The 23,499-nt window shown below is 66.2% G+C and carries 19 protein-coding genes; 12 read left to right on the top strand and 7 right to left on the bottom strand.

The window, feature by feature from the left end:
* Window positions 1-50 precede the first annotated feature (50 nt).
* The 5 genes from gcvP (at window position 51) to C8C95_RS19705 (ending at window position 7,284) form a co-directional block, all read left to right on the top strand.
* Entirely contained in the window at window positions 51-2,939 is a 2,889-nt protein-coding gene (gene gcvP, locus C8C95_RS19725) for an aminomethyl-transferring glycine dehydrogenase (RefSeq protein ID WP_116749685.1), read from the top strand.
* A 170-nt stretch (window positions 2,940-3,109) separates the two neighbouring features.
* Window positions 3,110-3,517: an FKBP-type peptidyl-prolyl cis-trans isomerase gene (locus C8C95_RS19720; protein WP_116749684.1), complete on the top strand. Its 408-nt coding sequence runs from the start codon at window positions 3,110-3,112 to the stop codon at window positions 3,515-3,517.
* A gap of 4 nt (window positions 3,518-3,521) precedes the next feature.
* Window positions 3,522-4,565, top strand: coding sequence for a MerR family transcriptional regulator (locus C8C95_RS19715; RefSeq protein WP_116749683.1), 1,044 nt, complete (start codon window positions 3,522-3,524; stop codon window positions 4,563-4,565).
* Between the two features lie 78 nt (window positions 4,566-4,643).
* On the top strand, window positions 4,644-5,924 hold the full coding sequence (locus C8C95_RS19710; protein ID WP_116749682.1) for an acyltransferase family protein: 1,281 nt from the start codon (window positions 4,644-4,646) through the stop codon (window positions 5,922-5,924).
* On the top strand, window positions 5,914-7,284 hold the full coding sequence (locus C8C95_RS19705) for an MFS transporter (RefSeq protein WP_279323247.1): 1,371 nt from the start codon (window positions 5,914-5,916) through the stop codon (window positions 7,282-7,284). Before C8C95_RS19710 ends, C8C95_RS19705 begins: the two co-directional genes overlap by 11 nt.
* Window positions 7,285-7,347: 63 nt before the next feature.
* Here C8C95_RS19705 and C8C95_RS19700 read toward each other — a convergent pair whose 3' ends face one another.
* Window positions 7,348-8,004 (bottom strand): NAD(P)H-dependent oxidoreductase, encoded by a 657-nt coding sequence (locus tag C8C95_RS19700; protein ID WP_056067837.1) that lies wholly within the window; start codon window positions 8,002-8,004, stop codon window positions 7,348-7,350.
* A gap of 249 nt (window positions 8,005-8,253) precedes the next feature.
* Between C8C95_RS19700 and C8C95_RS19695 the strand changes: the two genes are divergently transcribed.
* Together C8C95_RS19695 and C8C95_RS19690 are read left to right on the top strand one after the other, a co-directional pair.
* Window positions 8,254-10,455: an ATP-binding protein gene (locus C8C95_RS19695; protein WP_116749681.1), complete on the top strand. Its 2,202-nt coding sequence runs from the start codon at window positions 8,254-8,256 to the stop codon at window positions 10,453-10,455.
* The gene (locus C8C95_RS19690) at window positions 10,442-11,104 is read left to right on the top strand and encodes an RluA family pseudouridine synthase (protein WP_116749680.1); all 663 of its coding nucleotides are present in this window, start codon (window positions 10,442-10,444) and stop codon (window positions 11,102-11,104) included. The genes C8C95_RS19695 and C8C95_RS19690 overlap by 14 nt, the downstream gene beginning before the upstream one ends.
* A 72-nt stretch (window positions 11,105-11,176) precedes the next feature.
* Here C8C95_RS19690 and C8C95_RS19685 read toward each other — a convergent pair whose 3' ends face one another.
* Window positions 11,177-12,082, bottom strand: a complete 906-nt coding sequence (locus C8C95_RS19685) for an EamA family transporter (RefSeq protein WP_099730069.1) — start codon at window positions 12,080-12,082, stop codon at window positions 11,177-11,179.
* Window positions 12,083-12,157: 75 nt separating this feature from the next.
* Between C8C95_RS19685 and C8C95_RS19680 the strand changes: the two genes are divergently transcribed.
* The 4 genes from C8C95_RS19680 to C8C95_RS19665 all read left to right on the top strand — a co-directional run bounded on the left by C8C95_RS19680 (window position 12,158) and on the right by C8C95_RS19665 (window position 15,922).
* On the top strand, window positions 12,158-12,673 hold the full coding sequence (locus C8C95_RS19680; protein ID WP_099730068.1) for a MarR family transcriptional regulator: 516 nt from the start codon (window positions 12,158-12,160) through the stop codon (window positions 12,671-12,673).
* A 39-nt stretch (window positions 12,674-12,712) separates the two neighbouring features.
* On the top strand, window positions 12,713-13,474 hold the full coding sequence (locus tag C8C95_RS19675) for an SDR family NAD(P)-dependent oxidoreductase (RefSeq protein ID WP_116749679.1): 762 nt from the start codon (window positions 12,713-12,715) through the stop codon (window positions 13,472-13,474).
* 91 nt (window positions 13,475-13,565) lie between these two features.
* Entirely contained in the window at window positions 13,566-14,750 is a 1,185-nt protein-coding gene (bktB, locus tag C8C95_RS19670) for a beta-ketothiolase BktB (protein WP_056746178.1), read from the top strand.
* A 188-nt stretch (window positions 14,751-14,938) separates the two neighbouring features.
* Complete coding sequence (locus tag C8C95_RS19665; RefSeq protein ID WP_056746179.1) at window positions 14,939-15,922, top strand: tripartite tricarboxylate transporter substrate binding protein; 984 nt, start codon at window positions 14,939-14,941, stop codon at window positions 15,920-15,922.
* A 67-nt stretch (window positions 15,923-15,989) separates the two neighbouring features.
* On the opposite strand, the gene C8C95_RS19660 is transcribed toward C8C95_RS19665, so the two are convergent.
* The 4 genes from C8C95_RS19660 to C8C95_RS24020 all read right to left on the bottom strand — a co-directional run bounded on the left by C8C95_RS19660 (window position 15,990) and on the right by C8C95_RS24020 (window position 21,139).
* Window positions 15,990-16,427 carry a universal stress protein gene (locus C8C95_RS19660; protein WP_099730067.1) on the bottom strand — a complete coding sequence of 146 codons (438 nt, stop codon included), beginning with the start codon at window positions 16,425-16,427 and terminating at the stop codon, window positions 15,990-15,992.
* Between the two features lie 123 nt (window positions 16,428-16,550).
* Complete coding sequence (locus tag C8C95_RS19655; RefSeq protein ID WP_116749678.1) at window positions 16,551-17,330, bottom strand: 2OG-Fe dioxygenase family protein; 780 nt, start codon at window positions 17,328-17,330, stop codon at window positions 16,551-16,553.
* A 122-nt stretch (window positions 17,331-17,452) separates the two neighbouring features.
* Window positions 17,453-17,944, bottom strand: coding sequence for a hypothetical protein (locus tag C8C95_RS19650; RefSeq protein ID WP_056067657.1), 492 nt, complete (start codon window positions 17,942-17,944; stop codon window positions 17,453-17,455).
* Window positions 17,945-18,148: 204 nt separating this feature from the next.
* A complete protein-coding gene (locus tag C8C95_RS24020) occupies window positions 18,149-21,139 on the bottom strand; it encodes an EAL domain-containing protein (RefSeq protein ID WP_116749677.1) in 2,991 nt (996 codons plus the stop codon).
* Between the two features lie 95 nt (window positions 21,140-21,234).
* Between C8C95_RS24020 and C8C95_RS19640 the strand changes: the two genes are divergently transcribed.
* Window positions 21,235-21,609, top strand: a complete 375-nt coding sequence (locus tag C8C95_RS19640; RefSeq protein WP_056067655.1) for a PilZ domain-containing protein — start codon at window positions 21,235-21,237, stop codon at window positions 21,607-21,609.
* Window positions 21,610-21,694: 85 nt separating this feature from the next.
* Here the strand turns inward: C8C95_RS19640 and C8C95_RS19635 are convergent, their stop codons facing one another.
* Window positions 21,695-23,380 carry a long-chain fatty acid--CoA ligase gene (locus C8C95_RS19635; protein WP_116749676.1) on the bottom strand — a complete coding sequence of 562 codons (1,686 nt, stop codon included), beginning with the start codon at window positions 23,378-23,380 and terminating at the stop codon, window positions 21,695-21,697.
* Window positions 23,381-23,499: the final 119 nt, after the last annotated feature.

The following is a 23,499-nucleotide window of genomic DNA, read 5'->3' as shown; positions in this document are numbered from 1 at the left end:
CCCTCTCCCCGGCAACGCCCCCAACCCGCTGCGACCTACGAGACTGCCCCATGCTGATGCAATCCGCCACCCCCCTTGGCGCGCTTGAAAACGCCACCGAATTCCTGCCCCGCCACATCGGCATCGACGCGGCCGACGAAGCGCACATGCTGTCGGTGATCGGCGAGGCCTCGCGCCGTGCGCTCATCGAATCCATCGTGCCGCGCTCCATTGCACGCAGCCGGGGCATGGACCTGCCTGCGCCGCTCACCGAAGCGGCCGCATTGGCAGAACTCAAGGCCATCGCGGGCAAGAACCAGCTGCTCAAGAGCTTCATCGGCCAGGGCTACTACGGCACGCACACGCCTGGCGTCATCCTGCGCAACATTCTGGAGAACCCCGCCTGGTACACCGCCTACACGCCCTATCAGGCCGAAATCTCCCAAGGCCGCATGGAGGCCCTGGTCAACTTCCAGACCATGGTGTGCGACCTGACGGGCATGCCGATTGCCAACGCATCCATGCTGGACGAAGCCACCGCCGCCGCCGAGGCCATGACGCTGGCGAAGCGCTCGGTCAAGAGCAAGAGCAACGTGTTTGTGGTGGCAGGCGACGCGCACCCGCAAACCATTGAAGTCATCCAGACCCGCGCCAGGCCCCTGGGCCTGGAAGTGCGCCTGGCCAATTCGGCCGAGGAATGGAACACCCTGCTGGACGGCGATTACTTTGCCGTGCTGGCCCAGTACCCCGCCACCAGCGGCCGCATTGACGACCTGCGCGCTGACGTGGAAAAAACGCATGCCAAGCAGGCCGCCTTCATCGTGGCGGCCGACCTGCTGGCGCTGACGCTCATCACCCCGCCCGGTGAACAAGGTGCCGACATCGTGGTGGGCACCACCCAGCGTTTTGGCATGCCCATGGGCGCCGGTGGCCCCCACGCCGCCTACATGGCCTGCCGCGACGAATACAAGCGCAGCCTTCCCGGCCGCCTGGTGGGTGTGAGCGTGGACGTGCATGGCAAACCTGCCTACCGGCTGGCCCTGCAAACCCGCGAACAGCACATCCGCCGCGAAAAGGCCACATCCAACATCTGTACGGCCCAGGTGCTGCCCGCCGTGATCGCCAGCATGTATGCCGTGTACCACGGCCCCGAAGGACTCAAGCGCATCGCACAGCGTGTGGCCAGCTACACCGCCATCCTCACGCAAGGGCTGCAGCAGCTGGGTGCGCCTGTGCGTGCACAGGCCACGTTCGACACCGTGAGCCTGCACACCCAGGGCGCTACACAATCCATAGCAACCAAGGCAATCAGCCTGGGCGCCAACCTGCGGATTTACTTTGAAGAGTACCTGTGCATCTCGCTGGACGAGACCACCACACGCGCCGACATTGAGCTGCTGTGGAAGATCTTCGCCAAGGACGGCCAGGCGCTGCCCACCTTCGATGCGTTTGAAAAGGGCGTGGAGCCGCTGATCCCCACAGAGCTGCGCCGCACCAGCAGCTACCTCACACACCCCGTCTTCAACACCCACCATTCCGAAACCGGCATGCTGCGCTACATCCGCCAGCTGTCCGACAAGGACCTGGCACTGGACCGCAGCATGATCCCGCTGGGCTCGTGCACCATGAAGCTCAACGCCACCAGCGAGATGATCCCCATCACCTGGCCCGAGTTTGCCAACGTGCACCCCTTCGCCCCCGCTGACCAGCAACAGGGCTACAAGCAGCTGGACGAGCAACTGCGCGCCTGGCTGTGCCAAGCCACGGGCTATGCAGGCATCAGCCTGCAACCCAACGCAGGCTCGCAAGGTGAATATGCCGGCCTGCTGGCCATCAAGGGCTACCACGAATCGCGCGGCGAAGGCCACCGCAACATCTGCCTGATCCCCAGCAGTGCACACGGCACCAACCCCGCCAGTGCCCAGATGGTGGGCATGCAAGTGGTGGTGACCGCCTGCGATGCCAACGGCAACGTGGACCTGGTGGACCTGAAAGCCAAGTGCGAACAGCACAGCGCCAACCTGGCCGCCGTGATGATCACCTACCCCAGCACGCACGGCGTGTTCGAGACCAGCGTCAAAGAGCTGTGCGCCCTGGTGCACAGCCACGGCGGCCGCGTGTACGTGGACGGTGCCAACATGAACGCCCTGGTGGGCGTTGCGGCCCCCGGCGAGTTCGGTGGTGACGTGAGCCACCTGAACCTGCACAAGACCTTCTGCATTCCCCACGGCGGTGGCGGCCCCGGCGTGGGCCCTGTGTGCGTGGTGCAAGACCTGGTGCCCTTCCTGCCGGGCCATGCCACGGCGGGCGCGCCTGGTGGCGTGGGTGCCGTCAGCGCCGCGCCGCTGGGCAACGCAGCCGTGCTGCCCATCAGCTGGATGTACATCCGCATGATGGGCGCCGAAGGCCTGCAAGCCGCTACCGAGATCGCCATCCTGAGCGCCAACTACATCAGCGCGCGCCTCAAGGACCACTACCCCACGCTGTACGCGAGCGAGAACGGCCATGTGGCACACGAGTGCATCCTGGACCTGCGCAGCCTGAAGGACACCAGCGGCGTGATGGCCGAAGACGTGGCCAAGCGCCTGATTGACTACGGCTTCCACGCGCCCACTCTGAGCTTCCCGGTGCCTAACACGCTGATGGTGGAGCCTACCGAGAGCGAAACCCTGTCCGAGCTGGACCGCTTCATCGACGCGATGATCGCCATCCGCGAAGAGATTCGCCAGATCGAAGCAGGCAAGCTGCCGCAGGACAACAACCCGCTCAAGAACGCCCCGCACACCGCAGAAAGTCTGCTGAGCGGCGAGTGGAACAGCCCCTACACCCGCGAGGCAGCTGCCTACCCCGTGGCTGCGCTGCGCAGCAACAAATACTGGTCGCCAGTGGGCCGCGTGGACAACGTGTGGGGTGACCGCAACCTGAGCTGCAGCTGCATCCCGGTGAGCGACTACGCCTGACCCTGCAGCGAAGGCCACGGCGGCATGGTCTGCCGCCACAGCCCTTGCTCTTGCAAGCCCTGGAGCCCGCTCGCCCAGGGTTTTTTTCGTTGGGAGCCCGTACTGACAGGTGCAGGAACACGCATAAGATCGCGGGCTGCGTTGTGATTCACCCTTTTTAGGAGCCTCCTTTGCGAAACCTCTTGTGCCTTCTGCTCGCCACCGCTGTGATCGCCCCCGCCGCCATGGCCCAGACCTCCAAACCCGTCACCACGGCCAGCGGCCTGGTCTATGAATCGCTCAAAGACGGCACGGGCGAATCGCCCAAGGCCACCGACACGGTCAAGGTGCATTACAAGGGCACGTTCCTCGACGGCAAGGAGTTCGACAGCTCCTACAAACGCGGCGAACCCACCTCGTTCCCACTCAATGGCGTGATCCCTTGCTGGACCGAAGGCGTGCAGCGCATGAAGCCGGGCGGCAAGGCCAAGCTGACTTGCCCCCCAGGCATTGCCTACGGTGCCCGGGGTGCGGGTGGCGTCATTCCCCCCAACGCCACGCTGAATTTCGAGATCGAGCTGATCTCCGTGGGCCGCTGACCCCATGCTGCTGAAGGTCGGTGACCTCGCGCGGCGCACCGGCCTCACGGTGCGCACATTGCACCACTATGACGAGGTCGGGCTGCTCAAGCCCTCGGGCCGGTCGGACGCGGGGTACCGCCTGTACAGCCAGGCCGACGTGCAGCGGCTGCATGGCATCCAGACCATGCGCCAGATGGGCCTGGCGCTCAGCGACATTGCCGAGCTGCTGGCGGGCGAAGGGGTGGCACCCCAGCGCATCATCGGCCAGCAGATCCGGGCGCTGGACCAGCAGATCACCCAGGCCACAGAACTGCGCGGGCGCCTGACCATGCTGCGCGACGGCCTCATGGCGGGTGCTGAGCCCGACATGGGCAACTGGCTCGAGGCGCTGGCGCTGATGACCACCTACGGCAAATACTTCAGCACCACCGAACTCAAGCAGATCTTCACCAACTGGAGCCTGATCGAGGCCGACTGGCTCGTTGTCAAAGACCTGGTGCGCAGCGCCATGGACCGCCAGCTACCGCCTGATGCGCCCGAGGTGCAGGCACTGGCCTACCGCTGGATGGCGCTGATGCTGCACTGGATGGGGGGCGACCTGGACCTGCTGGACCGCTGGGGCCACATGTTTCGCACCGAGCCCAGCGCGCAGGGGCGCAACCACGCACCGCCCGGCGACATGATCGAATACGTGGAAACCGCCATCAAGCTGCGGCTGGCGCTGCTGGAGAAGTACCTGACCCGCGACGACCTGCGCACGCTGGGCCATGTGCCGCACACCGCGTGGGCGGCACTGGAACGTGACGTGCAACAGTTGCTGGACCGCCAAATCCCCACTAACCACACCGACGCAGCGGCTGCGGCCCTGCGCTGGAACACGCTGTTCGACCAGCTGACCCGCGGCGATGCGCAATTGCGCAAAAAGCTGCTCACAGCGTCGGCCAACGAGCCGCTGCTGCAGGCGGGCTCGCCGCTGAGCGCGCCCGTGCGCGCCTACCTGCAGGCGGCGCTCGCGCTGGCCACACCCACTCCCGCCATGGCTGCGACAGTCGCTGCGCGCCGCTGAGACACTCACACCGTCTGCAAAAAAACCGCTGGAAAGTACTTGACCCTCACGCAACGTGAGGCCCCACAGTCGGTCCCCATGAACGGATTGACACCCTCTTCCAGCCCCTCCGCCCCCACCCGGCGGTTGCACGCCCTGGACAACCTGCGCGCCACCATGATGTGGCTGGGCATCGTGCTGCATGTCTCGGTGCTCTACATGAGCCGGCCGTCGCCCCTGCCCTGGCACGACGACCGGTCCAGCCCGCTGGCGGACCTGCTGGTGGCGGTGATCCATGCCTTTCGCATGCCCTTGTTCTTCATCCTCGCCGGGTTCTTTGTAGCGGCGCTGGTCCAACGCCAGGGGCTGGCTGGCATGGTGCGCAACCGCCTGCGCCGTCTCGGTCTGCCTTTTGCGCTGTTCTGGCCGCCGCTGTTCGTGGCCTGTGCGCTGCTCGGGCTAATGTTCCTGCACCGCATGGCCTATGGCACCTGGGGTGTAGACCGCAGCCTGCTGCCCCGAGGCCCCAACGTGCCCCAGGGCCCAGCCACCATGCACCTGTGGTTCTTGTGGATGCTGCTGTGGCTGGCGCTGCTGACGCCCGTGGCGTGGAGGGCGGTACGCGCATTGCCCGCAGGGCTGCAGCAGGCCCTGCAACGCGGTGCCCTCTGGCTCGGCGGCACACCTGCGGGCCTGCTGATGCTCACGCTGCCCCTGGCGTGGATTGGCGCGGGTTACGACCACGGCATCGTCACGCCCAGCGGGTCCTTCCTGCCACCGCTGGCGGAATGGATACACAACGGGCTGTTCTACGGCTTTGGCCTGTGCCTGCACGTGCACCGCAAGGCGCTCATGGCGCGCTACGAACGGCACTGGCCTGCGCTGGCCGGCTTGGGGCTGGTGGGCTTTCTGGTCACTGCACTGCTTTCGGAAGTACTGGCTCAGCCCGAGGCATCGGCCTTTGTGCTGGTGCTGGTCACCGGGGCGTTTACCGATCTTCTGGCCGCACCCGTATCGGCCACGCGCCACCTGCAGTTCTGGATGGCCCTGGCCTACAACAGCGCGTCGTGGCTCTGGAGCTTTGCGCTGATCGGGCTGTTTCTGCGCCATGTCGGCCAGCCCCGTGCCTGGCTGGCCTACCTGGCCGACAGCTCGTACTGGGTGTACCTGGTGCACCTGCCACTCACGATGGGCCTGGGTGCGCTGCTCTACAGCCTGCCCGTTCCAGCCCCGGCCAAGATGCTGATCAATGTGCTGGCCACGACCGCCCTGTGCCTGGCCAGTTACCACCTTTGCGTGCGTTTTACCGCTGTGGGTCGCTTGCTCACGGGGCGCACGCACACCCGTCATTCTTTGGGAGACCTCGTTCATGCGACCTGACACCTCACCCCGTCCTGCCCAGCCACCCGGCGCAGGCCCTGCAATCCCACCCTCAGACCCGCGCGCCGCGCTGCTGCAGGACCCCAACTTCCGCTGGATGATTGGCGGCTCTGCCCTGTCCATGCTGGGCGACCAGTTCACGCTGATCGCACTGCCCTGGCTGGTGCTGCAGATGACCGGCGACACGCTGGTGCTGGGCACCGTGCTGGCACTCATCAGCGTGCCGCGCGCCTTGTTCATCCTGATCGGCGGCGCGCTGGTAGACCGCCATTCGCCCAAGCAGGTGCTGATGATCACCAAATACGTCAACTTGGTGCTGCTGGCCGCGCTGGCGGGGCTGGTGTTTGCGGGCACGCTGTCGTTGTGGATGGTGTACGCGCTGTCGCTGGGCATCGGGCTCGCCACGGCCTTCAGCATTCCGGCGGGCACGGCCATGATGCCGTCGGTGGTGGCACGCCCCCAGCTGCAGGCCGCCAACGGCATCAGCCTGGGCCTGCGGCAGCTGACGATGTTCCTGGGGCCCTTGCTCGCGGGACTGCTGATTGCACTGTTTGGCGCGGGGGATGCAACCGGGGCGGCTACCGGCAGTTCGACACATGCCAACGCCACCGGCATCGGCATGGCCTTTGCGCTGGATGCGCTGAGCTTCGCCGTGTCGGCCTGGACGCTGTCCAAGGTACAGCCCCACGCAGGCCTTGCGGGCGCTTCAGCCCCCACGGCCGCACCACAGGCGGTGCTCGCCTCGGTGGCGCAGGGCCTGGGTCACTTCTGGCGCGACAGCGAGCTGCGCACCTGCTTTTTGTACTGGAGCGCCATTGCCCTGTTCATCATGGGCCCCATCCACATCGCCATTCCGGTGCTGGCCAGCAGCAGCCCGCAGCTCGGTGCCGCCGCCTTCGGCATCATCGTGGGCGCCCATGGTGCGGGCACGCTGCTGGGCATGGTGGTGTCGGGCATGGTGCCCCGGCTGCGGTTCGGCAGCCTGGGCATGACCATTCTGGCGTTCGACGCCATCATTGGCGCGCTGTTCATGCCGCTGGGTCTGATCACCGCCGTGTGGCAAGGCGCGGTGCTGATGCTGGTCATCGGACTGCTCGGCGGCTTCATGCAGGTGAGCGTGTTCACATGGATCCAGCACCGGGTACCCCCCGCCCTGCTGGGCCGCGCGATGAGCCTGTTCATGTTCATCTTCATGGGCCTTGCGCCGATCTCTGCCGCCGTGACGGGCTGGGTGATGAAGAGCATCACGCTCACCCAGCTGTTCGCGGCCAGCGGCGGAACGCTGGTGGTGCTGGCGGCACTGGCTTTTGTGCTCACACCCATGCGCCGCGTGACGGACGCAGCGCCCGCCACACGCTGAGGCTCCCCACGCAAAAAAGACTGGACCACTGTCCAGCCTTTTTTGTGCCTGAGGAGGAGATCCTCAGACTTCGGTCACGAACTGCTCGCGGGGGCGGCGCACCTTCTTCAGGTTCACCAGCCAGTCGCCTTCGTCGGCGCGGTAGCCCAGCGGCAAGATGGCGACGCTGCGCAGGCCGCGCGCACGCAGGCCCAGGATTTCATCCAGCGCGTTGGGGTCGAAGCCTTCCATGGGTGTCGAGTCCACTTCTTCAAACGCTGCAGCGATCAGGGCTGCACTCATGCCGATGTAGGCCTGGCGGGCTGCGTGCTGGAAGTTCACTTCGGCGTCGCGCTGGGGGTAGCTGCTGAGCAGCATCTGGCGGTAGTTTTCCCAGCCTTCGTTCTTGAAGCCACGCTGGTCATTGGTCAGGTCGAACATCATGTTGATGCGGTCGGCCGTGTAGTTGTCCCAGGCCGCAAACACCAGCAGGTGCGAGCCATCGGTGATCTGGGCCTGGTTCCAGGCGATGGGCTGGATCTTGGCGCGCACGGCGGGGTCGGTCACCACGATGATCTCGAACGGCTGCAGGCCGCTGGAGGTGGGCGCCAGGCGGGCGGCTTCAAGAATGCGCTCCACCTTCTCTTGCGGCACCTTCTTGGCGGGGTTCATCTTCTTGGCGGCGTAGCGCCATTGCAGCTTGTTCAGCAGGGGTTGGGCGAGAGTGGTGTCTGTGGTCATGGCAGCGTCCTGAAAGAAGTTGTGGATCAAGGGATGTATCGATGGTGGAACTGTAGGCACCCCACGGTGGTTCGGTAAGCCCTGCCAAAGAAACGGATTGTTCGCAATTCATCAACAATCAACCCACAAGCGCTTTGCAACCGCGCTCTGATGGTGCAGCCGCCATTGCGTGGTGCCAGATGGGCAGGCGTACACTTGAGAAAGCCTGGGCGAGCGCCCGGGCACGCACCCGGCTGACCGCGCCCCTTCATGAGTGAACCCGACCTGTCTTTTCTGGACCCTGCAGGCCGCCAGCCAGCAGCCGCAGAGCACATGCCTCGCCCGCCTGTCCCCCACTCCCGCACGCCCGGCGCTTCGGCAGAGGGCCTGGTGGCCGAACTGCGCGCCTACCAGGCCGAGCTGGAAAACCAGAACAAGGTGCTGCGCTACAGCCAGGCCGTGGCCGAGAGCGCGTACGAACGCTTTGAGACCCTGTTTGCCAGCGTGCCGCTGGCCCTCATGGTGGTGGACGACCACGACATGGTGGTGCAGGCCAACTCCATGGCGCACCGCTCTTTCCAGCCCACCGAGCGCGACCGGCCACTGACCGCGCTGATGCCTTTTGTGTGCCCGCAAGACGCCGCGCGCGTGCGCGAAGCCTTTGCCCAGGCGCACGACCTGGGGCACAGCGAGGTCAAGGAGGTGGTGTTCACCATCAGCAGTGCCACGCGCATCACCGGCGGCCTGCACATTGCCCACATCGATGCACCGCAGACCAGCGGGCCGCCGCTGTCGCAGTTTTTGTGCGCGGTGATCGACCAGGGCCCGCTGCTGGCCGAGCGCCAGGCCTTGCAGCACAGTGCCGAGACCCTGCAGCAGCGCAATGAGCAGATCCGCGCCAGCGAAAAGCGGCTGGAGGCCGTCATCAACTCCGCGCTGGACGCCATCATCTGCGTGGACCAGCACCAGCGCATCACCGTCTTCAACCCCACGGCGGCCGCGCTGTTCCAGTGCAGTGCCAGCGACGCGCTGGGCAGCACGCTCGACCGTTTTTTGCCCGACGCTGCGCAGGCGCTGGCATTTGCCCAGCTCACCACGCAGGCCCTGCTGGGCGAGATGACGGCCCTCACCGCCAGCGGCAAGGAGCTGGCCGTGGAGGTGAGCGTATCGTTCGAACGCCATGCTGACGGGGAAACCACCACCGTGTTCGCCCGCGACCTCACCGGTCGCAAGAAGGCCGAGGCGCACCGCAATGAGCTGGAGGCCCAGCTGCGCGAGTCGCACAAGATGCAGGCCGTGGGCACCATGGCCGGGGGCATCGCGCACGACTTCAACAACATCCTGGGCGCCATTCTGGGCAATGTAGAGCTGGCCAAGGCCGACTGCGCTGCAGGCTCGCCCGTGCTGGAGAGCCTGCTGGAGATCGACAAGGCCGGCCGCCGCGCGCGCGACCTGGTGCGCCAGATCCTCACCTTCAGCCGCAACGAGCCCCCGCAGCGCTCGGCCGTGTCGCTGGCCGAGGTGGTGCACGACACCGAGCGCCTGCTGCGCGTGACCTTGCCTCCGGCCATCGAGCTGCACATGCAACTGCAGGCGGGCCTACCGCCCGTGCTGGCCGATGCCACGCAGGTCGAGCAGGCCCTGCTCAACCTGTGCACCAACGCCGTCCATGCCATTGGTACCGAGCGCGGCAGCATCCACGTGGAGGCCGCCACCGTGCAGCCCGACCAGCGCCTGACCGAGCGCCTGGGCCTCGCGCCCATCGACTACGTGGCCCTGACAGTGCGCGACACCGGCCCCGGCATGGACGCTGCCACGCTGGAGCGCATCTTCGAGCCCTTCTTCACCACCAAGCCCGTGGGCCAGGGCACCGGCCTGGGCCTCGCGGTGGTGCATGGCGTGATGCGCACACACGAAGGCGGCGTGGATGTGCAAAGCGCGCCGGGCCAGGGCAGCCGGTTCACGCTGTACTTTCCGGTCGCCACCGGTGCGACTGCTGGTGCGCAGCCCAGCCCCGCCGCGCAGGCCGTGCCACTGGCCGCCACGACGTCTGCACCGGAGCCTGCCGAACCACCCGGCGGTGCGCCGGGCAAGAAGCACCATGTGATGTACGTGGACGACGACCAGGCCCTGGTCTTCCTGGTGCAGCGCCTGCTGCGCCGCCGGGGCTACGAGGTGAGCGGTTATACCGACCCGCACGAGGCCACGGCTGCGTTGCGGGCTGATCCGCAGGCCTATGACCTGCTGGTCACCGACTACAACATGCCCGGCTTCTGCGGCGTGGACCTGGTGCGCGAGGCCCGCCTCATCCGCCCCGACCTGCCCGTGGCCCTGGCCTCGGGTTACGTCACGGCAGAGATCGAACAGGCCGCGCTGGCCGAAGGCGCGCAAGCCCTGATCCACAAACCCAATGACGTGGAAGAACTTTGCGCCACCGTGCAGCGGCTGATCGTGGGCCATGACCCTGCCTGAACCCGTGGCAGATGGCGTACAGGCGCTGTACGAAGACGACGACCTGCTGGTGCTGTGCAAGCCCTCTGGCCTGCTGTGTGTGCCCGGCCGGGGCCCCGACAAGCAAGACTGCCTGAGCGCACGCGCACAGCAGCGCTGGCCCGGCGCGCTCATCGTGCACCGGCTGGACCAGGCGACCTCGGGCCTGGTGCTCATGGCGCGCCACATCGACGCACAGCGGCGCCTGGGCCACGCCTTTGCCGAGCGCCAGGTGCACAAGCGCTACCAAGCGGTAGTGCAAGGGCTGCTGGGCACAGCGGGCGGCGACTGGAGCGAGATCGACCTGCCCATTGCCGCCGACTGGGAGCGCCGCCCGCTGCGCGTCATCGACCACGCCGTGGGCAAACCCAGCCTGACCCGCTGGCGTGCACTGGCGCAAGACGCTACGGCTCAGACCACGCGCATCGAGCTGGAGCCCATCACCGGCCGCACCCACCAGTTGCGCGTGCACCTGGCCGCCATCGGCCACGCCATCCTGGGCGACGGGCTGTATGCCGATGCCGCCACGCAGGCACAAGCCCCGCGCCTGCTGCTGCATGCCTGTCACCTGGCCTTTGCGCACCCCACCACCGGGGAGCAGGTAGCGCTGGAGTGGGCGGCCGATTTCTAGCCAAATTGCCCGCCAGCGCTAGTGGAACATGCACCAGTCGCTATCTATTCAATAGCAAACAGTAGTTGCTGATCAGCGCCCGCCCGGCGGCATGGCGCGCGACATGGCCCACTGCACGGCCAGGATGCTCGCCAGCACCACCAGCATGCCCACCAGCGACACCCCCGTCATGGCCTGGCCCAGCAGCGCCCAGCCCAGCAGCACCGCCGTGACCGGGCTCAGCAACCCCAGCGACGACACCGCCACCGACGGCAGGCGCGCAATGCCACGGAACCACAGGGCATAGGCCACCAGCGCGCCCGCCAGGCTGAGGTACAGATAACCCGCGATGTGGGTGGGGGTGAGTGCAGGCAAAGGCGGGTCCACCGCCCAGGCCACAGGCGCCAGCATCACGCCCCCTGCCAACAGCTGCCAACCGGTAAACGCCAGCACCGGCAAGTCAGACCGCCAGCGCCGCGACCAGAACGTGCCCGCTGCCATGCACAGCGTGCCCACCAGCGCGGCGGCCACGCCCACCATGTCCCAGCGCGCACCGGGTGACAGCAGCAGCGCCGCCATGCCCAGCACACCCAGTGCCCCGGCCGCCAGCGCCAGTGCGGGCGGGCGCCGGTGGTCCAGTGCCCAGGTCAGGCCCATCACCACCAGCGGGCCCACGGCACCCACCACCGCAGCCACGCCACCGGGTAACCGGTAGGCCGCCACAAACAGCAGCGCCTGGAACACACCAATATTCAGCGCCGCCAGCACCATCAGGCGCCGCCACCCCACCCAGTCGCCCCAGGCCGGCCAGCGGCGGCACCACAGCACCAGCAGCAAGCCCGCGGGCAAGGTGCGCAGCAGTGCGGCGGTGAAGGGCCGGTCGGGCGGCAGCAGCTCGGTGGTGACGATGTAGGTCGAGCCCCAGATGACCGGTCCGAGCGCTGTGGTGAGCGCATCCAGCCAGGTTGAGGAACTTGCAGAAGCACGTGAAGCAGCCATATATTTATCTTCAAATCAAGACAAAAACTCTACCATACAATCTCGAGTTCAAGACAAATCAACCACCACAAGCCCATGGCCACCCCACGCCAACCCGACGCCGTCGACGCCATCCTGGCCCAGTGGAAGCGCGAGCGCCCCGACCTGGACGCGAGCCCCATGGGCCCCATCGGGCGCATCAAGCGCTGCGCCGCGCTGCTGGAGCGGCGGCTGGATGAAACCTTTGCCGAATTCGGCCTGAGCCGCTGGGAGTTCGACATGCTGGCCACGCTGCGCCGCAGTGGCGCACCCTACTGCCTGGCGCCGACCACGCTGTTCTCCACGCTCATGGTCACGTCGGGCACCATGACGCACCGCATGGCCAAGCTCGAAGCCCAGGGCTGGATCGAGCGCCTGCCCAACCCTGCCGATGCCCGCAGCTCGCTCGTGCAGCTCACGCCCCAGGGGCTGGAGCTGATCGACCGCGCCGTGGAAGCCCATGTGGCCAACGAACACCGCATCCTTTCCGACCTCAAGGCGGCCGATCTGGCCGAGCTGGATGCACGGCTGGCCATGCTGCTGTCCGCTTTGGAGTCACGCAGAGGCCAGTGAAGACACCCGCCCCTGTGTACTGCGCAGTAACATGGCGGGATGCCTCAAAACCACCTCTACATCCTTACCGGCGCATCGCGCGGCATGGGCCTGGCCATGGCTCAGCAGCTCTTGCGCAGCGGCAATACCCTGATCTGCATCGCCCGCAGTGCCAACGATGACCTGACCGCCGAGGCCCGGGCCGCAGGCGTCGCCATCGAACAGTGGCAGCAAGACCTGTCGCAGGGCGAGCAGGCGGCCCACAAGCTGCAAGCCTGGCTGCAGGCCCAGGGCCCGCAGGCGTTTGCCAGCGCCACCCTCATCAATAACGCGGGCATGATCCCGCGCATCGCCCCGCTGTCGGCCAGCGACGCGGAAGACCTGGCCACCGCCCTGCGTGTGGGGCTGGAAGCGCCCATGCAGCTCACTGCTGCTTTCCTGGGCGCGACGGACACCTGGACGGTGCCGCGCAAGGTGCTCAACATCTCCTCGGGCCTGGGCCGCCGGGCCATGGCCTCGCAGGCCGCGTACTGCGCCGCCAAGGCGGGCATGGACCATTTCACGCGCTGTGTGGCGCTGGACGAGGCCCTCAAGCCCCATGGGGCCAAGGTATGCTCGCTGGCTCCCGGTGTGATCGACACCGACATGCAGGTCCAGCTGCGCGGCGCCGACCCGGCCGCCTTCCCAGACCGCCAGAATTTCGCCAACCTCAAGACGGGTGGCCAGCTCACATCGCCTGCCGACGCCGCCACCCGCGTGCTCGCCTGGCTGGAGCGCGCAGACTTCGGCACCAACCCGGTGGCCGATGTGCGCGAGGCGTGAGCCCATTTACTCCTACTTTGATAGCTGCAACCGCATGATTCACTAGCGCTTGCAGTCATTTTTACCTGAATTTCTCTGAAAGGACCTCCCCATGACCCGTGAAGTCGTCGTCGTCAGCGCAGTGCGCACCGCCATTGGCACCTTTGGTGGCAGCCTCAAGGACGTGCCCCCCACCGAACTGGGCGCACTCGTCGTGCGCGAATCGCTCGCCCGCGCCAACGTGGAAGGCAAGGACGTGGGCCACGTGGTGTTCGGCCACGTAGTCAACACCGAGCCCAAGGACATGTACCTGTCACGCGTGGCAGCCATCCACGGCGGCTGCGGCGAAGGCACGCCCGCCTACAACGTCAACCGCCTGTGCGGCTCGGGCCTGCAGGCCATCGTCAATGCCAGCCAGTCCATCCTGCTGGGCGACACCGATGTGGCCATTGGCGCCGGTGCCGAGAACATGAGCCGTGTGCCCTTTGCCAGCCTGAACATGCGCTGGGGCGCCCGCATGGGCGACACCAAGATGGTGGACATGATGATCGGCGCACTGCACGACCCCTTCCACAACATCCACATGGGTGTGACGGCCGAGAACATCGCCGCCAAGTGGGGCATCAGCCGCGAAGACCAGGACAAGCTGGCGGTCGAGAGCCACAACCGCGCCGAGCGCGCCACGCAGGCCGGTGTGTTCAAGGACCAGATCGTGCCCGTCACCCTGAAGAGCAAGAAGGGCGACGTGTTGTACGCCACCGACGAGCACTTCCGCCCCGGCGCCACGATGGACGACCTGGCCAAGCTCAAGCCCGTTTTCATCAAGGAAAACGGCACGGTCACCGCTGGCAACGCCTCCGGCATCAACGACGCCGCCGCTGCCGTGGTGCTGATGGAAGCCGGTGCCGCCAAGGCCCGTGGCGCCAAGCCCCTGGCCCGCCTGGTGGCCTACGCCCACGCGGGCGTAGACCCCAAGTACATGGGCATCGGCCCCGTGCCCGCCACGCAGCTGGCGCTGAAGAAGGCCGGGCTCACCGTGGCCGATCTGGATGTGATCGAAGCCAACGAGGCTTTTGCCGCCCAGGCCTGCGCCGTGACCAAGGATCTGGGCCTGGACCCGGCCAAGGTCAACCCCAACGGCTCGGGCATCTCGCTGGGTCACCCCATCGGCGCCACCGGTGCGCTCATCACCGTCAAGGCCATCCATGAGCTGCAACGCATTCAGGGCCGCTATGCGCTGGTGACGATGTGCATTGGCGGCGGCCAGGGCATTGCGGCGATTTTTGAGCGCCTCTGACCTGCACGCGGGTGCGCACACTGCCATCGCCACCCGCGATGCTGCCACCTGCTATTGGCAATGCGAGCGCCACAGTCGATCAGCGATCATTGGCGCCCGCTGCCCCAGATCAGCCGGGCAACCGCAGCCGCACCCAGCGGCCTGGCGGCGACCCGCACACCACTGAACCGACGGAGACACCTCTCACCATGATGCGCACCCTGCTTTCCTTCACCGCCCTCGCCTTCGCGCTGGGCACCACGGCCCACGCCCAGGCGCCTGCGCCCGCTGCGGCATACCCCGCCAAGCCCATCCGCCTGATCGTGCCCTTCCCGCCCGGCGGCGGCACCGACATCCTGTCGCGCCTGGTGGCCACCAAGCTCACCGAAAGCGCCAAGTGGACCGTGGTGGCCGACAACCGCGCCGGCGCAGGCGGCACCATCGGCATTGGCGAGGCCGTCAAGGCTGCGCCCACGGGCTATGACCTGGTCATGGGCCAGAAAGACAACCTGGTGATCGGCCCCTGGCTGTACAAAAACCTGCCCTGGGACCCCACCAAGGACCTGACCGCCGTGGCCCACGTGGCCTACACGCCCGTGGTCATTGCCACCAGCGCGAACTCCAAGTTCAAGACGCTGGCCGACGTGGTGGCTGCTGCCAAGGCAGCGCCCGGCACCATCACCTATGGGTCGCCCGGCAACGGCACCTCGATCCATCTGGCAGGCGACCTGTTCGAAAAGGCTGCGGGCATCAAGCTCAGCCACATCCCTTACAAGGGCTCCAACCCTGCGCTGATGGATGCGCTGTCGGGCAACGTGGACCTGCTCATGTCCTCGGTGCCATCGGCCATGGCCCAGATCAAGTCGGGCAAGCTGCGCCCGCTGGCCGTGACATCGGCCAAGCGCAGCTCGTCCATGCCCGAAGTACCCACCGTGTCCGAGTCGGGCTTCAAGGACTTTGATGTGAGCACCTGGTACGGCGTGTTTGCGCCCGCAGGTACACCGGCCACCGTGGTGAACGTCGTCAACGCAGAAATCAACAAACTGCTGGCCACCCCTGAGATGAAGGCCGCCATCCACGCCCAGGGCGCCGAGCCGGAGGCCATGTCTTCCGCTCAGTTCAACACCCTGCTCAAGACCGACTACGCCAAGTGGAAGGGCATTGTGGAAGCCTCGGGCGCAAAGATTGAGTGACCCTCTGCGGCGCTTGCTGCAATAAAAAACGGCTCCGAAAGGAGCCGTTTTGCATGGGGCAAAACAATCAGTCCCGCACCACCAACACGGGGATGTGCACCACACCCAGCACACGCTGCGTAACGCTGCCCAGCACCAGCTTTTCCAGGCCGCGGCGGCCATGGGAGCCCATCACGATGAGGTCGGCGCCAGTGCTCTCCAGCGCGCGCAGGATGCCGTCGTGCACCGCATGCCCCTCGCCCACCACGGTGGTGACCTGCACACCCGCATCGGCCATGGCCTTCTTGGTGGCGTCCAGCGCGGCATTGGCCTCGGCTGTGGCGGCGCTGATGTATTGCGCCTGGCCGTAAGCAAAGTCGGCGCCCACGCCGGTGAAAGGATACGGGTCGATCACATACACCGCCGTGACGGCGCTGCCAAAGGTCTTGGCCAGGCCTGCGGCCTTGGACACGGCCAGCATCGAGGTCTTGGAACCGTCGACAGGAACCAGAATGTGTTTGAACATGGTGCTACTCCTTGAATGAGGGGTGAGACCAGGCTTGTGGCCTGACCATGGGCGACAGTGTGAACCGCCACCATACCCCGCATCTTGATTCGCATCAAATCGGATGCACTTCTGCCGCAGTGTTCAGGCCCCGGACGGCGCCAGCCCCACCACGTCCGCGCCCTGGAAGTTTCCACGGCGGCAGGTCACCACCAAGGTGTCGCGGTAGCCTCCGTCCTTGAGCGGCTGGATGGGCGTGGACTCGTGGATCATGCGCGCGTCGTCCAGCAACAGCAGCGACCAGGGCTGCGTCAGCGTAAAGCGCTGCCCGGCAGGGCCGTTGGCCTCAAACACCCGCGTCTCGCCCCCCTTGACGCCCTCGCGCCCCACCAGAAACACCGCCACCAGATCCACGCCGTCGCGGTGGGCACCTTCGGGTGTGGGGCGGCCAATGCCGTCGGTGGTGTCGATGCGGAACTGGTGTGCCTCTACAAACCAGGGCACCGGTGCCTGCGGCCCGGCAAACACGGCGTCCGACACGCCCGCCAGCGCGACGAGCAACTGCTGCCACACGGGCTGCGCCACGGTGGCAGGCTCCATGGGGGCAAACCAGCGCTCCATGCCGCCGTGCAGCGCGTTGTACTCCACGGGCTGCCAGTGGGCACGGTGCGGCACCTGCTCCATCCGGCCCTCCTGCAGCACAAAGCAGGCGTGGCGACGGCGGCGGTAGCGGCCACCGTCCTTCAGGAATTCATCAGGCGGCAAGGCTGCCCAGTCGCTGTTGAGGGCCAGCAGCGCCGACAGGTCACAGCCAACCCACTCGGCAACGGCCTCAGGGCTGAGCACGGCAAAGCCGCTGCTTTGCAGCTGGCTGGCGACGTCAGCCGGTGTAGTGAAAGGGGGAGAAAAGGAGACTTGGGCCATAGAGGCCCGAGCTTAACCGCAGCCGCCACCACAGGTTCTGCGATGGCGCAAACAGGGTGGGTGCAGTGTGGGGGCCGCATCCGGATCCAGGCAACCGGCCAGCCCCCGTGGTCGCAAGCCGCTCAGTCCCGGTTGCCATGGCCCTTGCCACGGCCTTCACCCTTGCCATGCCCGCGGTCATGGTCACGGTCGTGTTTGCCACCGCGTCCACGGTCGTCATCCCAGCGATGGTCATCGCGCCCGCGCGGACCCTGGTACGGGTTGCCACGGCGTGGGGGCGGCTCCTGCACAAAGTACACCGGCTGGCTGCAGGCGTTGTAGCGAGCGCAGTGTTTGCCCCAGTTCTTGGCGTGGCCGGGCGGCACATACAGGTAAATGGGCGCACGCGGCACCACCACAGCAGGGCGCTGGATGATGACAGGCTCTGCGTAAATCAGCGGCGGTGGCGGTGCATTGCCAATGTTGATGCGGCCATACACGCCGGGTGCCAGTTCGCCCCCCACGGTGGCATTGACGTAGGCCTGCGCATGCGCGCCGCCCGCCAGGCCGAGGAGCGCGGCCGCAGCCGCACCCGAAACAAGAAGACGGATCGTGGGAAACATGGTGTTTTTCATGGAAAGCTCCTGCTGACTGCCACGCCGTGCACACAAACAGTGCGTGCACAGGGAGGGCGGCCCCGTGTGAGTCACAAGGCTTCCTGTACCTTACACCTTTCAGACGCTACAAAATGTCAGCCAATGGCGACAGTTGTTGGCGCGAGATGAGGTACCGCAATGCCTTGGCTGCCGACGCCTAAGCCCGATATACGTCCACCGGCATCACGACGCCGTTGCACTGGCAGCCGCCTGCTGCAGTGCCTCCGCCGGCCCGGGGCGCCCGAACAGGTAGCCCTGCCAGGTGTGGCAGCCCAGCCCGGCCAGCATGTCGCGTTGCTCCTGGGTTTCGACCCCCTCGGCAATCACCCCCAGGTCCAGGCTCTGGGCCAGGGTCACGATGGTGCGGGCAATGCTGGCGTCATTGGCGTCGGTGAGCAGGTCGCGCACAAAGCTTTGGTCGATCTTGAGCTGGTCCAGCGGCAAGCGCTTGAGGTAGCTCAGGCTCGAATAACCCGTGCCAAAGTCGTCCAGCGAGAAGCCCAGGCCCGACGCACGCAGGGTGTCCATGCGCTGGATGGTGTCCTCCACATCGTTCAGCAGCAGGGTCTCGGTCAACTCCAGCTTCAGCCGGTGCGGGTTGGCGCCGGTTTCTTCCAGCACGCCCAGCACTTCGTCCACAAAGTGGCTGTGGTGGAACTGCCGTGCGCTCACGTTCACGGCCAAGGTCCAGTGGGCAGTCTGCGGATCGCGTGCCCACTCCACCAGTTGCAGGCAGGCCGTGCGCAGAATCCACACGCCCAGCGGCACGATGAGGCCCGAGGCTTCGGCCACTGGAATGAACTCGGCGGGCGACACCAGCCCGCGCTGCGGATGCTGCCAGCGCACCAACGCCTCGGCGCCCACAATGCCTCGCTGCTGGTGAATCTGTGCCTGATAGTGCAGCAAGAATTGCCCCTCGCGCAGCCCGTCGCGCAAGCCCGCCTCCAGCAGCGTGCGCGCGGTCACGTTGGCCTGGGTGCGCGGGTCAAAGAACCGCAAGGTGTTGCGGCCTGCGCCCTTGGCCTGGTACATCGCCATGTCGCCGTGCTTGAGCAATTCGTCCACCGAGCCACGTGCATCGGCATAAAGCGCAATGCCTATGCTGCAAGAACTGTGGTGCGAATGGCCGTCGAGCTGGTAGCTCTGGCTGAGAGCCTGCAGCACCGTGCGCCCCACTGTTTCGGCCTGGGCTGCCGCTTCGTGCGCCTGCGGGCTGAGCCCCTCCAGCAGCACCACAAATTCGTCCCCACCCAAACGCGCGACGGTGTCGCCCATGCGCACGCAGCCCCCCAGGCGTGCGGCGACCTGGCGCAACAGCTGGTCGCCCAGCTCGTGGCCCTGGGTGTCGTTCAGGTCCTTGAAGTTGTCCAGATCCACAAACAACAACGCACCGCCCGCGCCTGAGCGTGCGCTGGCGGCCAGGCTGTGTTGCAGGCGGTCATTCATCAACCGACGGTTGGGCAGGCCCGTGAGCGGGTCGTAGAAGGCCAGCAGGCGAATTTCTTCTTCGGCAGCCTTGCGGCTGGAGATGTCCGTCTGCGTGCCCACGTAATGGGTGATCTCGCCGCGTGGGGAACGCACGGTGGTGATGGTGATCCAGGCCGGATATTCGGTGCCGTCCTTGCGCCGGTTCCATACCTCGCCCTGCCACATGCCGCTGGAGTGCAAGGTGTTCTTCATGGCCGCGTAAAACGACGCGTCCTGGCGGCCCGAGTGCAGCAGGCGCGGCGTCTGGCCCACCAGCTCGTCCACCGTGTAGCCGGTCAGCCGCGCGTAGGCCTGGTTGGCTTTGAGGATCCTCTGGTCGGGCCCTGTCACGATCATGCCCTCGAACGACTCAAACACCGTGGCAGCAATCTGCAGCGATTCTTCGGCCTTGCTGCGCTCGGTGATGTCGGTCGAGATGCCACACAGCGCATAAATGCTGCCATCCGCGTGGCGCAGCGGAATCTTGATCGACAAAAACGCGCGTGTCTCGCCCGTGGCGGCGGGCGTGTTCACCTCCTCCGCCTCCAGCGTCTCGCCGTCCTCCAGCACCCGGCGGTCATTGGCCATCAGCCTTTGCGCCGTGGCTGCGTCGAAAAACGCTGCATCGTCATGGCCCAATACCTCGTGCGCCGGCCTGCCAAAGTAATGCAGCGTGTGGTGGTTGGCGTACTTGTAACGGTAGTCCTTGCCCTTGATGTAGATGAACGCGCCAACACTGTCCAAAATGGTGGCGAGCTTTTGCTCGCTGTCCCGCAAGTGGCGCGTACGCTCTTGGACCTGGCGACGCAAGATCGCAACCATCAACGCAGCCAGCAAGCTGAACGCCACCAAGCCCGCAAGCCCCCGCCACACCCAGGGGGAAATCTGCACGCCAGGGTCTTGCCCGCCCCAGTGGCGCATCACCTGGGCATAGGCCGGGTCGGCGCCACTGCGCCAGTTCTCGACGGATCGGTCAATGGCCGCCAACACATCTGCATTGCGACCGGGGCCGGTCGCAAAGAACAGCGTAGCGGGCTGGAACACAATGCCCGTGTCCACCACGCCATAGCGGGCCGAATGGAAATTGCCGAACAGATGGTTGGAGATGACCGCATCGGCCTCGCCCCGCTGCACCATGGCAAACGCATCTATCAGGCTGGGCGCATCCACCAAAGTCACCTGGATGCCAAAGCTGTCCACCATGTTCAGGAATGTGGACCGCTGCACGGAGCCCTTGAGCACCGCGACCCGCTTGCCCTGCAGGTCAAACAACGAGTAGATGGGCGCGCCTGATGTCCGGTAGATCTGCGACCAGCTGTGCAGCACTGGCAGGCGGTGAAAGTCGTACAGGATCTCGCGCTCGGGCGAGCGAGCCACATCGGGCATCAGGTCGAGCCGGCCCTCGCGCAGCGCATCCAGGCAGTCCTGCCAGCTGCAGGGCACATATTTGATGGTCCACTGCTCGCGCGCAGCCACCAATTGCAGCAGATCCACAAAAATGCCTGCGGCCTTGCCGTCGGCATCCACAAACACCTTGGGTTCGTTCGAGTACACGCCCACGCGCAGCTCGCGGGGCGCTGCGGCAATGCTGGCGCTGGCCGTCAATAGGGCCGCCCACACAATGCCTTTGAGCCACGCGGCACAGCGCCGCACCAGCCAGTTCACGCCAGGTTTCACACCGGCCCCCCCAGGTGATGGAGAAACCATGTTAACGAATGCTTGCAAAAACCTCCAAAAATTAACTGCCGCGTGCCGGTTGGGGTAGCATGTGCCCACCCCCCCGCCCCGCCCAGGAGACAGCGATGCCCCATGAACGCCGCCACTTCGTCCGCGTTGGTTTTGATGCACCGGCCCTGCTGACCACGGCCACCGATGCGTTCAGCGTGCATGTGCTGGATTTGTCGCTCAAGGGCGCGTTGATCATGGTGCCCGCGCAGGCCACGCTGGGGCAAGGCACGTTGTGCCAACTGACCATCCCCCTGGCCGACACGGGCAACCACATCGCCATGTCCACCGAGGTGGCCCACGTGCAGGGCCTGCACACCGGGCTGCTGTGCAAGGGCATTGACCTGGACAGCGTCACCCACCTGCGCCGTCTGATCGAGCTGCAACTGGGCGACCCCGCCCTGCTGGAGCGGGACCTGGGCGAACTGACCATGGCGGGCGCGGCGCACTGACGGCCGCCGCAGGGCTCGTCACCGCCGCCGTAGCGGCATCTCTTTTCTTCTCGGCGCGTTTGTCAAACCGGCGGGTGCCAACCCGTCACTGCGCTTCCTGCTCCTGCAGCGCCCGCCACATCACCTTGCCACTGCCGCTCTTGGGCAGCGCCGGCACAAACTGAACGATGCGCGGCACTTTGTAGACGGCCATGTTCTCGCGGCACCAGTCGATGATCTGCTGCTCGGTCGTGTCCTTGTGGGTAGCGCGCAGCACCACCACCGCCTTGACTGTCTCGCCCCGGTAGCTATCCTTGGCCGCGATGATGCAGGCCTCCTGGATCGCAGGGTGGCGGAACATCAACGCCTCGACCTCGGCCGGCCACACCTTGAAGCCGCTGGCATTGATCATGCGTTTGAGCCGGTCGGTCAGGAAGAAGTACCCATCCTCATCCATGCGCCCCAGGTCGCCCGAGCGGAAGAACCGTTTGCCCTCGAACTCGATGAAGGCTGACGCCGTGGCATCGGGCCGCTTCCAGTAGCCCTCGAACACCTCGGGGCCATGGATGATGATCTCGCCCTGTTCGCCTACTGGCAGTTCCTGCAGCGTGTCGGGGTCAATCACCCGCGCATCGGTGCTCATGAACGGAATGCCCAGGCACTGCTGCTTGGGTTGGTCCGGCGGGTTGGCGTGCGAAGGAGCGGCCGTTTCGGTCAGGCCATAGCCCTCGGCATACCGCAGGCCATATTGCTCCAGAAGGCGCTGCGCCACGGCCTGCGGCATGGCCGCCCCCCCGCCACCGATATAGGCCAGGCTGGAGAGGTCATAGCTGGCAAAGTTCGGGCTGCCCAGCAGGTCAATGACCATGGTGGGAATGTTGGTCCAGGTGGTGACCTGGTAGCGCGATATCAGGCGCCCGGCCAGGTCGCGGTCCCAGCGGGGCATGATGACCAGCGTGGCGCCGCAGTAGATCGACGTGTGCATCACGCTCACCATGCCGGTGATATGGAACATGGGGACCACCGCCAGTGTCACATTGTCGGCAGACCCATTGCCCCACAGGCTGGCGGCCACCGTGTTGTGCATGATGCTTTTGTGCAGGTGTATGCAACCTTTGGGCAGCCCCGTGGTGCCACTGGTGTAGGGCAGCAGCGCCAGGTCGGCCGGGCCTACCAACAAAGCGGGGGGCGCATCAGTACAAGCCAGGGCATCTGCCCAGGCGTGGGCTTGCCCGCCCTCCAGCGCCGGCAAGGGGTGGCGCGTGCCCAGCCAGTCCATCCACGCCTCGGGCGGCGCATCCATGCCGGTCACGGCCACGTCAAACGCATCCGAGAACTGCGTGACCACCAGATGCGCCAGCCGCTCGCCAGGGGCCAACGCATTGCTGGCCTTGGCCATCTCCGGGGCCAGATCACCGGTGGTGATCGCCACCTTGGTGTCAGGATCGGTGATGTAGTGCTTGAGCTCCTCAGCCCGGTTCATGGGGTTGACCGGCACCACCACCGCATTAGCGCGCAGGATGGCAAAGTGGGCCATTACCAGCTGCGGGCAGTTCTGCATGCACAGCACCACGCGGTCGCCCCGCTGCACGCCCAGTTGCGCCAGCCTGGCGGCCAGGCGCTCAGCGCTCTCCATCAACTGGCGGTAGCTCGTCGTGCTTCCAAAAAACACCAGCGCCGCCTTGTCGGGGTAGCGGCGTGCATTGGTGGCCAGGTTGTCCCACAGCGAGGTGGCAGGCAGTGTGATGGCGTGGGGAAGGCGGCGGGGCCAGAACTTGTAGTGAGGGCGCATGGGGCAGACAGACTCCTTGTGCCCTCCAGCCTAGATGCCGCGCCCTGCTCGGGCAATGGGGATGCCCCGCGCCCGCGTCACCAAAGTGACCCCAGGCCCCAAAGATCATGCCCGCCGCG

This window comes from Acidovorax sp. 99 (assembly GCF_003096455.1).
GTDB lineage: Bacteria > Pseudomonadota > Gammaproteobacteria > Burkholderiales > Burkholderiaceae_C > Acidovorax > Acidovorax delafieldii.
The sequence above is the reverse complement of the archived record's forward strand: the minus strand, read 5'-3'. Positions and strand labels throughout refer to the sequence as shown.

What these genes read in the sequence shown, in the direction of transcription:
- C8C95_RS19640 (WP_056067655.1), top strand. Translation starts at nt 21,235, where the DNA reads ATGCCCCATGAACGCCGCCACTTCGTCCGCGTTGGTTTTGATGCACCG.
- C8C95_RS19695 (WP_116749681.1), top strand. Translation starts at nt 8,254, where the DNA reads ATGAGTGAACCCGACCTGTCTTTTCTGGACCCTGCAGGCCGCCAGCCA.
- C8C95_RS19685 (WP_099730069.1), bottom strand. Translation starts at nt 12,082, where the DNA reads ATGGCTGCTTCACGTGCTTCTGCAAGTTCCTCAACCTGGCTGGATGCG.
- C8C95_RS19655 (WP_116749678.1), bottom strand. Translation starts at nt 17,330, where the DNA reads ATGGCCCAAGTCTCCTTTTCTCCCCCTTTCACTACACCGGCTGACGTC.
- C8C95_RS19650 (WP_056067657.1), bottom strand. Translation starts at nt 17,944, where the DNA reads ATGAAAAACACCATGTTTCCCACGATCCGTCTTCTTGTTTCGGGTGCG.
- C8C95_RS19660 (WP_099730067.1), bottom strand. Translation starts at nt 16,427, where the DNA reads ATGTTCAAACACATTCTGGTTCCTGTCGACGGTTCCAAGACCTCGATG.
- C8C95_RS24020 (WP_116749677.1), bottom strand. Translation starts at nt 21,139, where the DNA reads ATGGTTTCTCCATCACCTGGGGGGGCCGGTGTGAAACCTGGCGTGAAC.
- bktB (WP_056746178.1), top strand. Translation starts at nt 13,566, where the DNA reads ATGACCCGTGAAGTCGTCGTCGTCAGCGCAGTGCGCACCGCCATTGGC.
- C8C95_RS19680 (WP_099730068.1), top strand. Translation starts at nt 12,158, where the DNA reads ATGGCCACCCCACGCCAACCCGACGCCGTCGACGCCATCCTGGCCCAG.
- C8C95_RS19700 (WP_056067837.1), bottom strand. Translation starts at nt 8,004, where the DNA reads ATGACCACAGACACCACTCTCGCCCAACCCCTGCTGAACAAGCTGCAA.
- C8C95_RS19635 (WP_116749676.1), bottom strand. Translation starts at nt 23,380, where the DNA reads ATGCGCCCTCACTACAAGTTCTGGCCCCGCCGCCTTCCCCACGCCATC.
- gcvP (WP_116749685.1), top strand. Translation starts at nt 51, where the DNA reads ATGCTGATGCAATCCGCCACCCCCCTTGGCGCGCTTGAAAACGCCACC.
- C8C95_RS19705 (WP_279323247.1), top strand. Translation starts at nt 5,914, where the DNA reads ATGCGACCTGACACCTCACCCCGTCCTGCCCAGCCACCCGGCGCAGGC.
- C8C95_RS19665 (WP_056746179.1), top strand. Translation starts at nt 14,939, where the DNA reads ATGATGCGCACCCTGCTTTCCTTCACCGCCCTCGCCTTCGCGCTGGGC.
- C8C95_RS19710 (WP_116749682.1), top strand. Translation starts at nt 4,644, where the DNA reads ATGAACGGATTGACACCCTCTTCCAGCCCCTCCGCCCCCACCCGGCGG.
- C8C95_RS19690 (WP_116749680.1), top strand. Translation starts at nt 10,442, where the DNA reads ATGACCCTGCCTGAACCCGTGGCAGATGGCGTACAGGCGCTGTACGAA.
- C8C95_RS19675 (WP_116749679.1), top strand. Translation starts at nt 12,713, where the DNA reads ATGCCTCAAAACCACCTCTACATCCTTACCGGCGCATCGCGCGGCATG.
- C8C95_RS19715 (WP_116749683.1), top strand. Translation starts at nt 3,522, where the DNA reads ATGCTGCTGAAGGTCGGTGACCTCGCGCGGCGCACCGGCCTCACGGTG.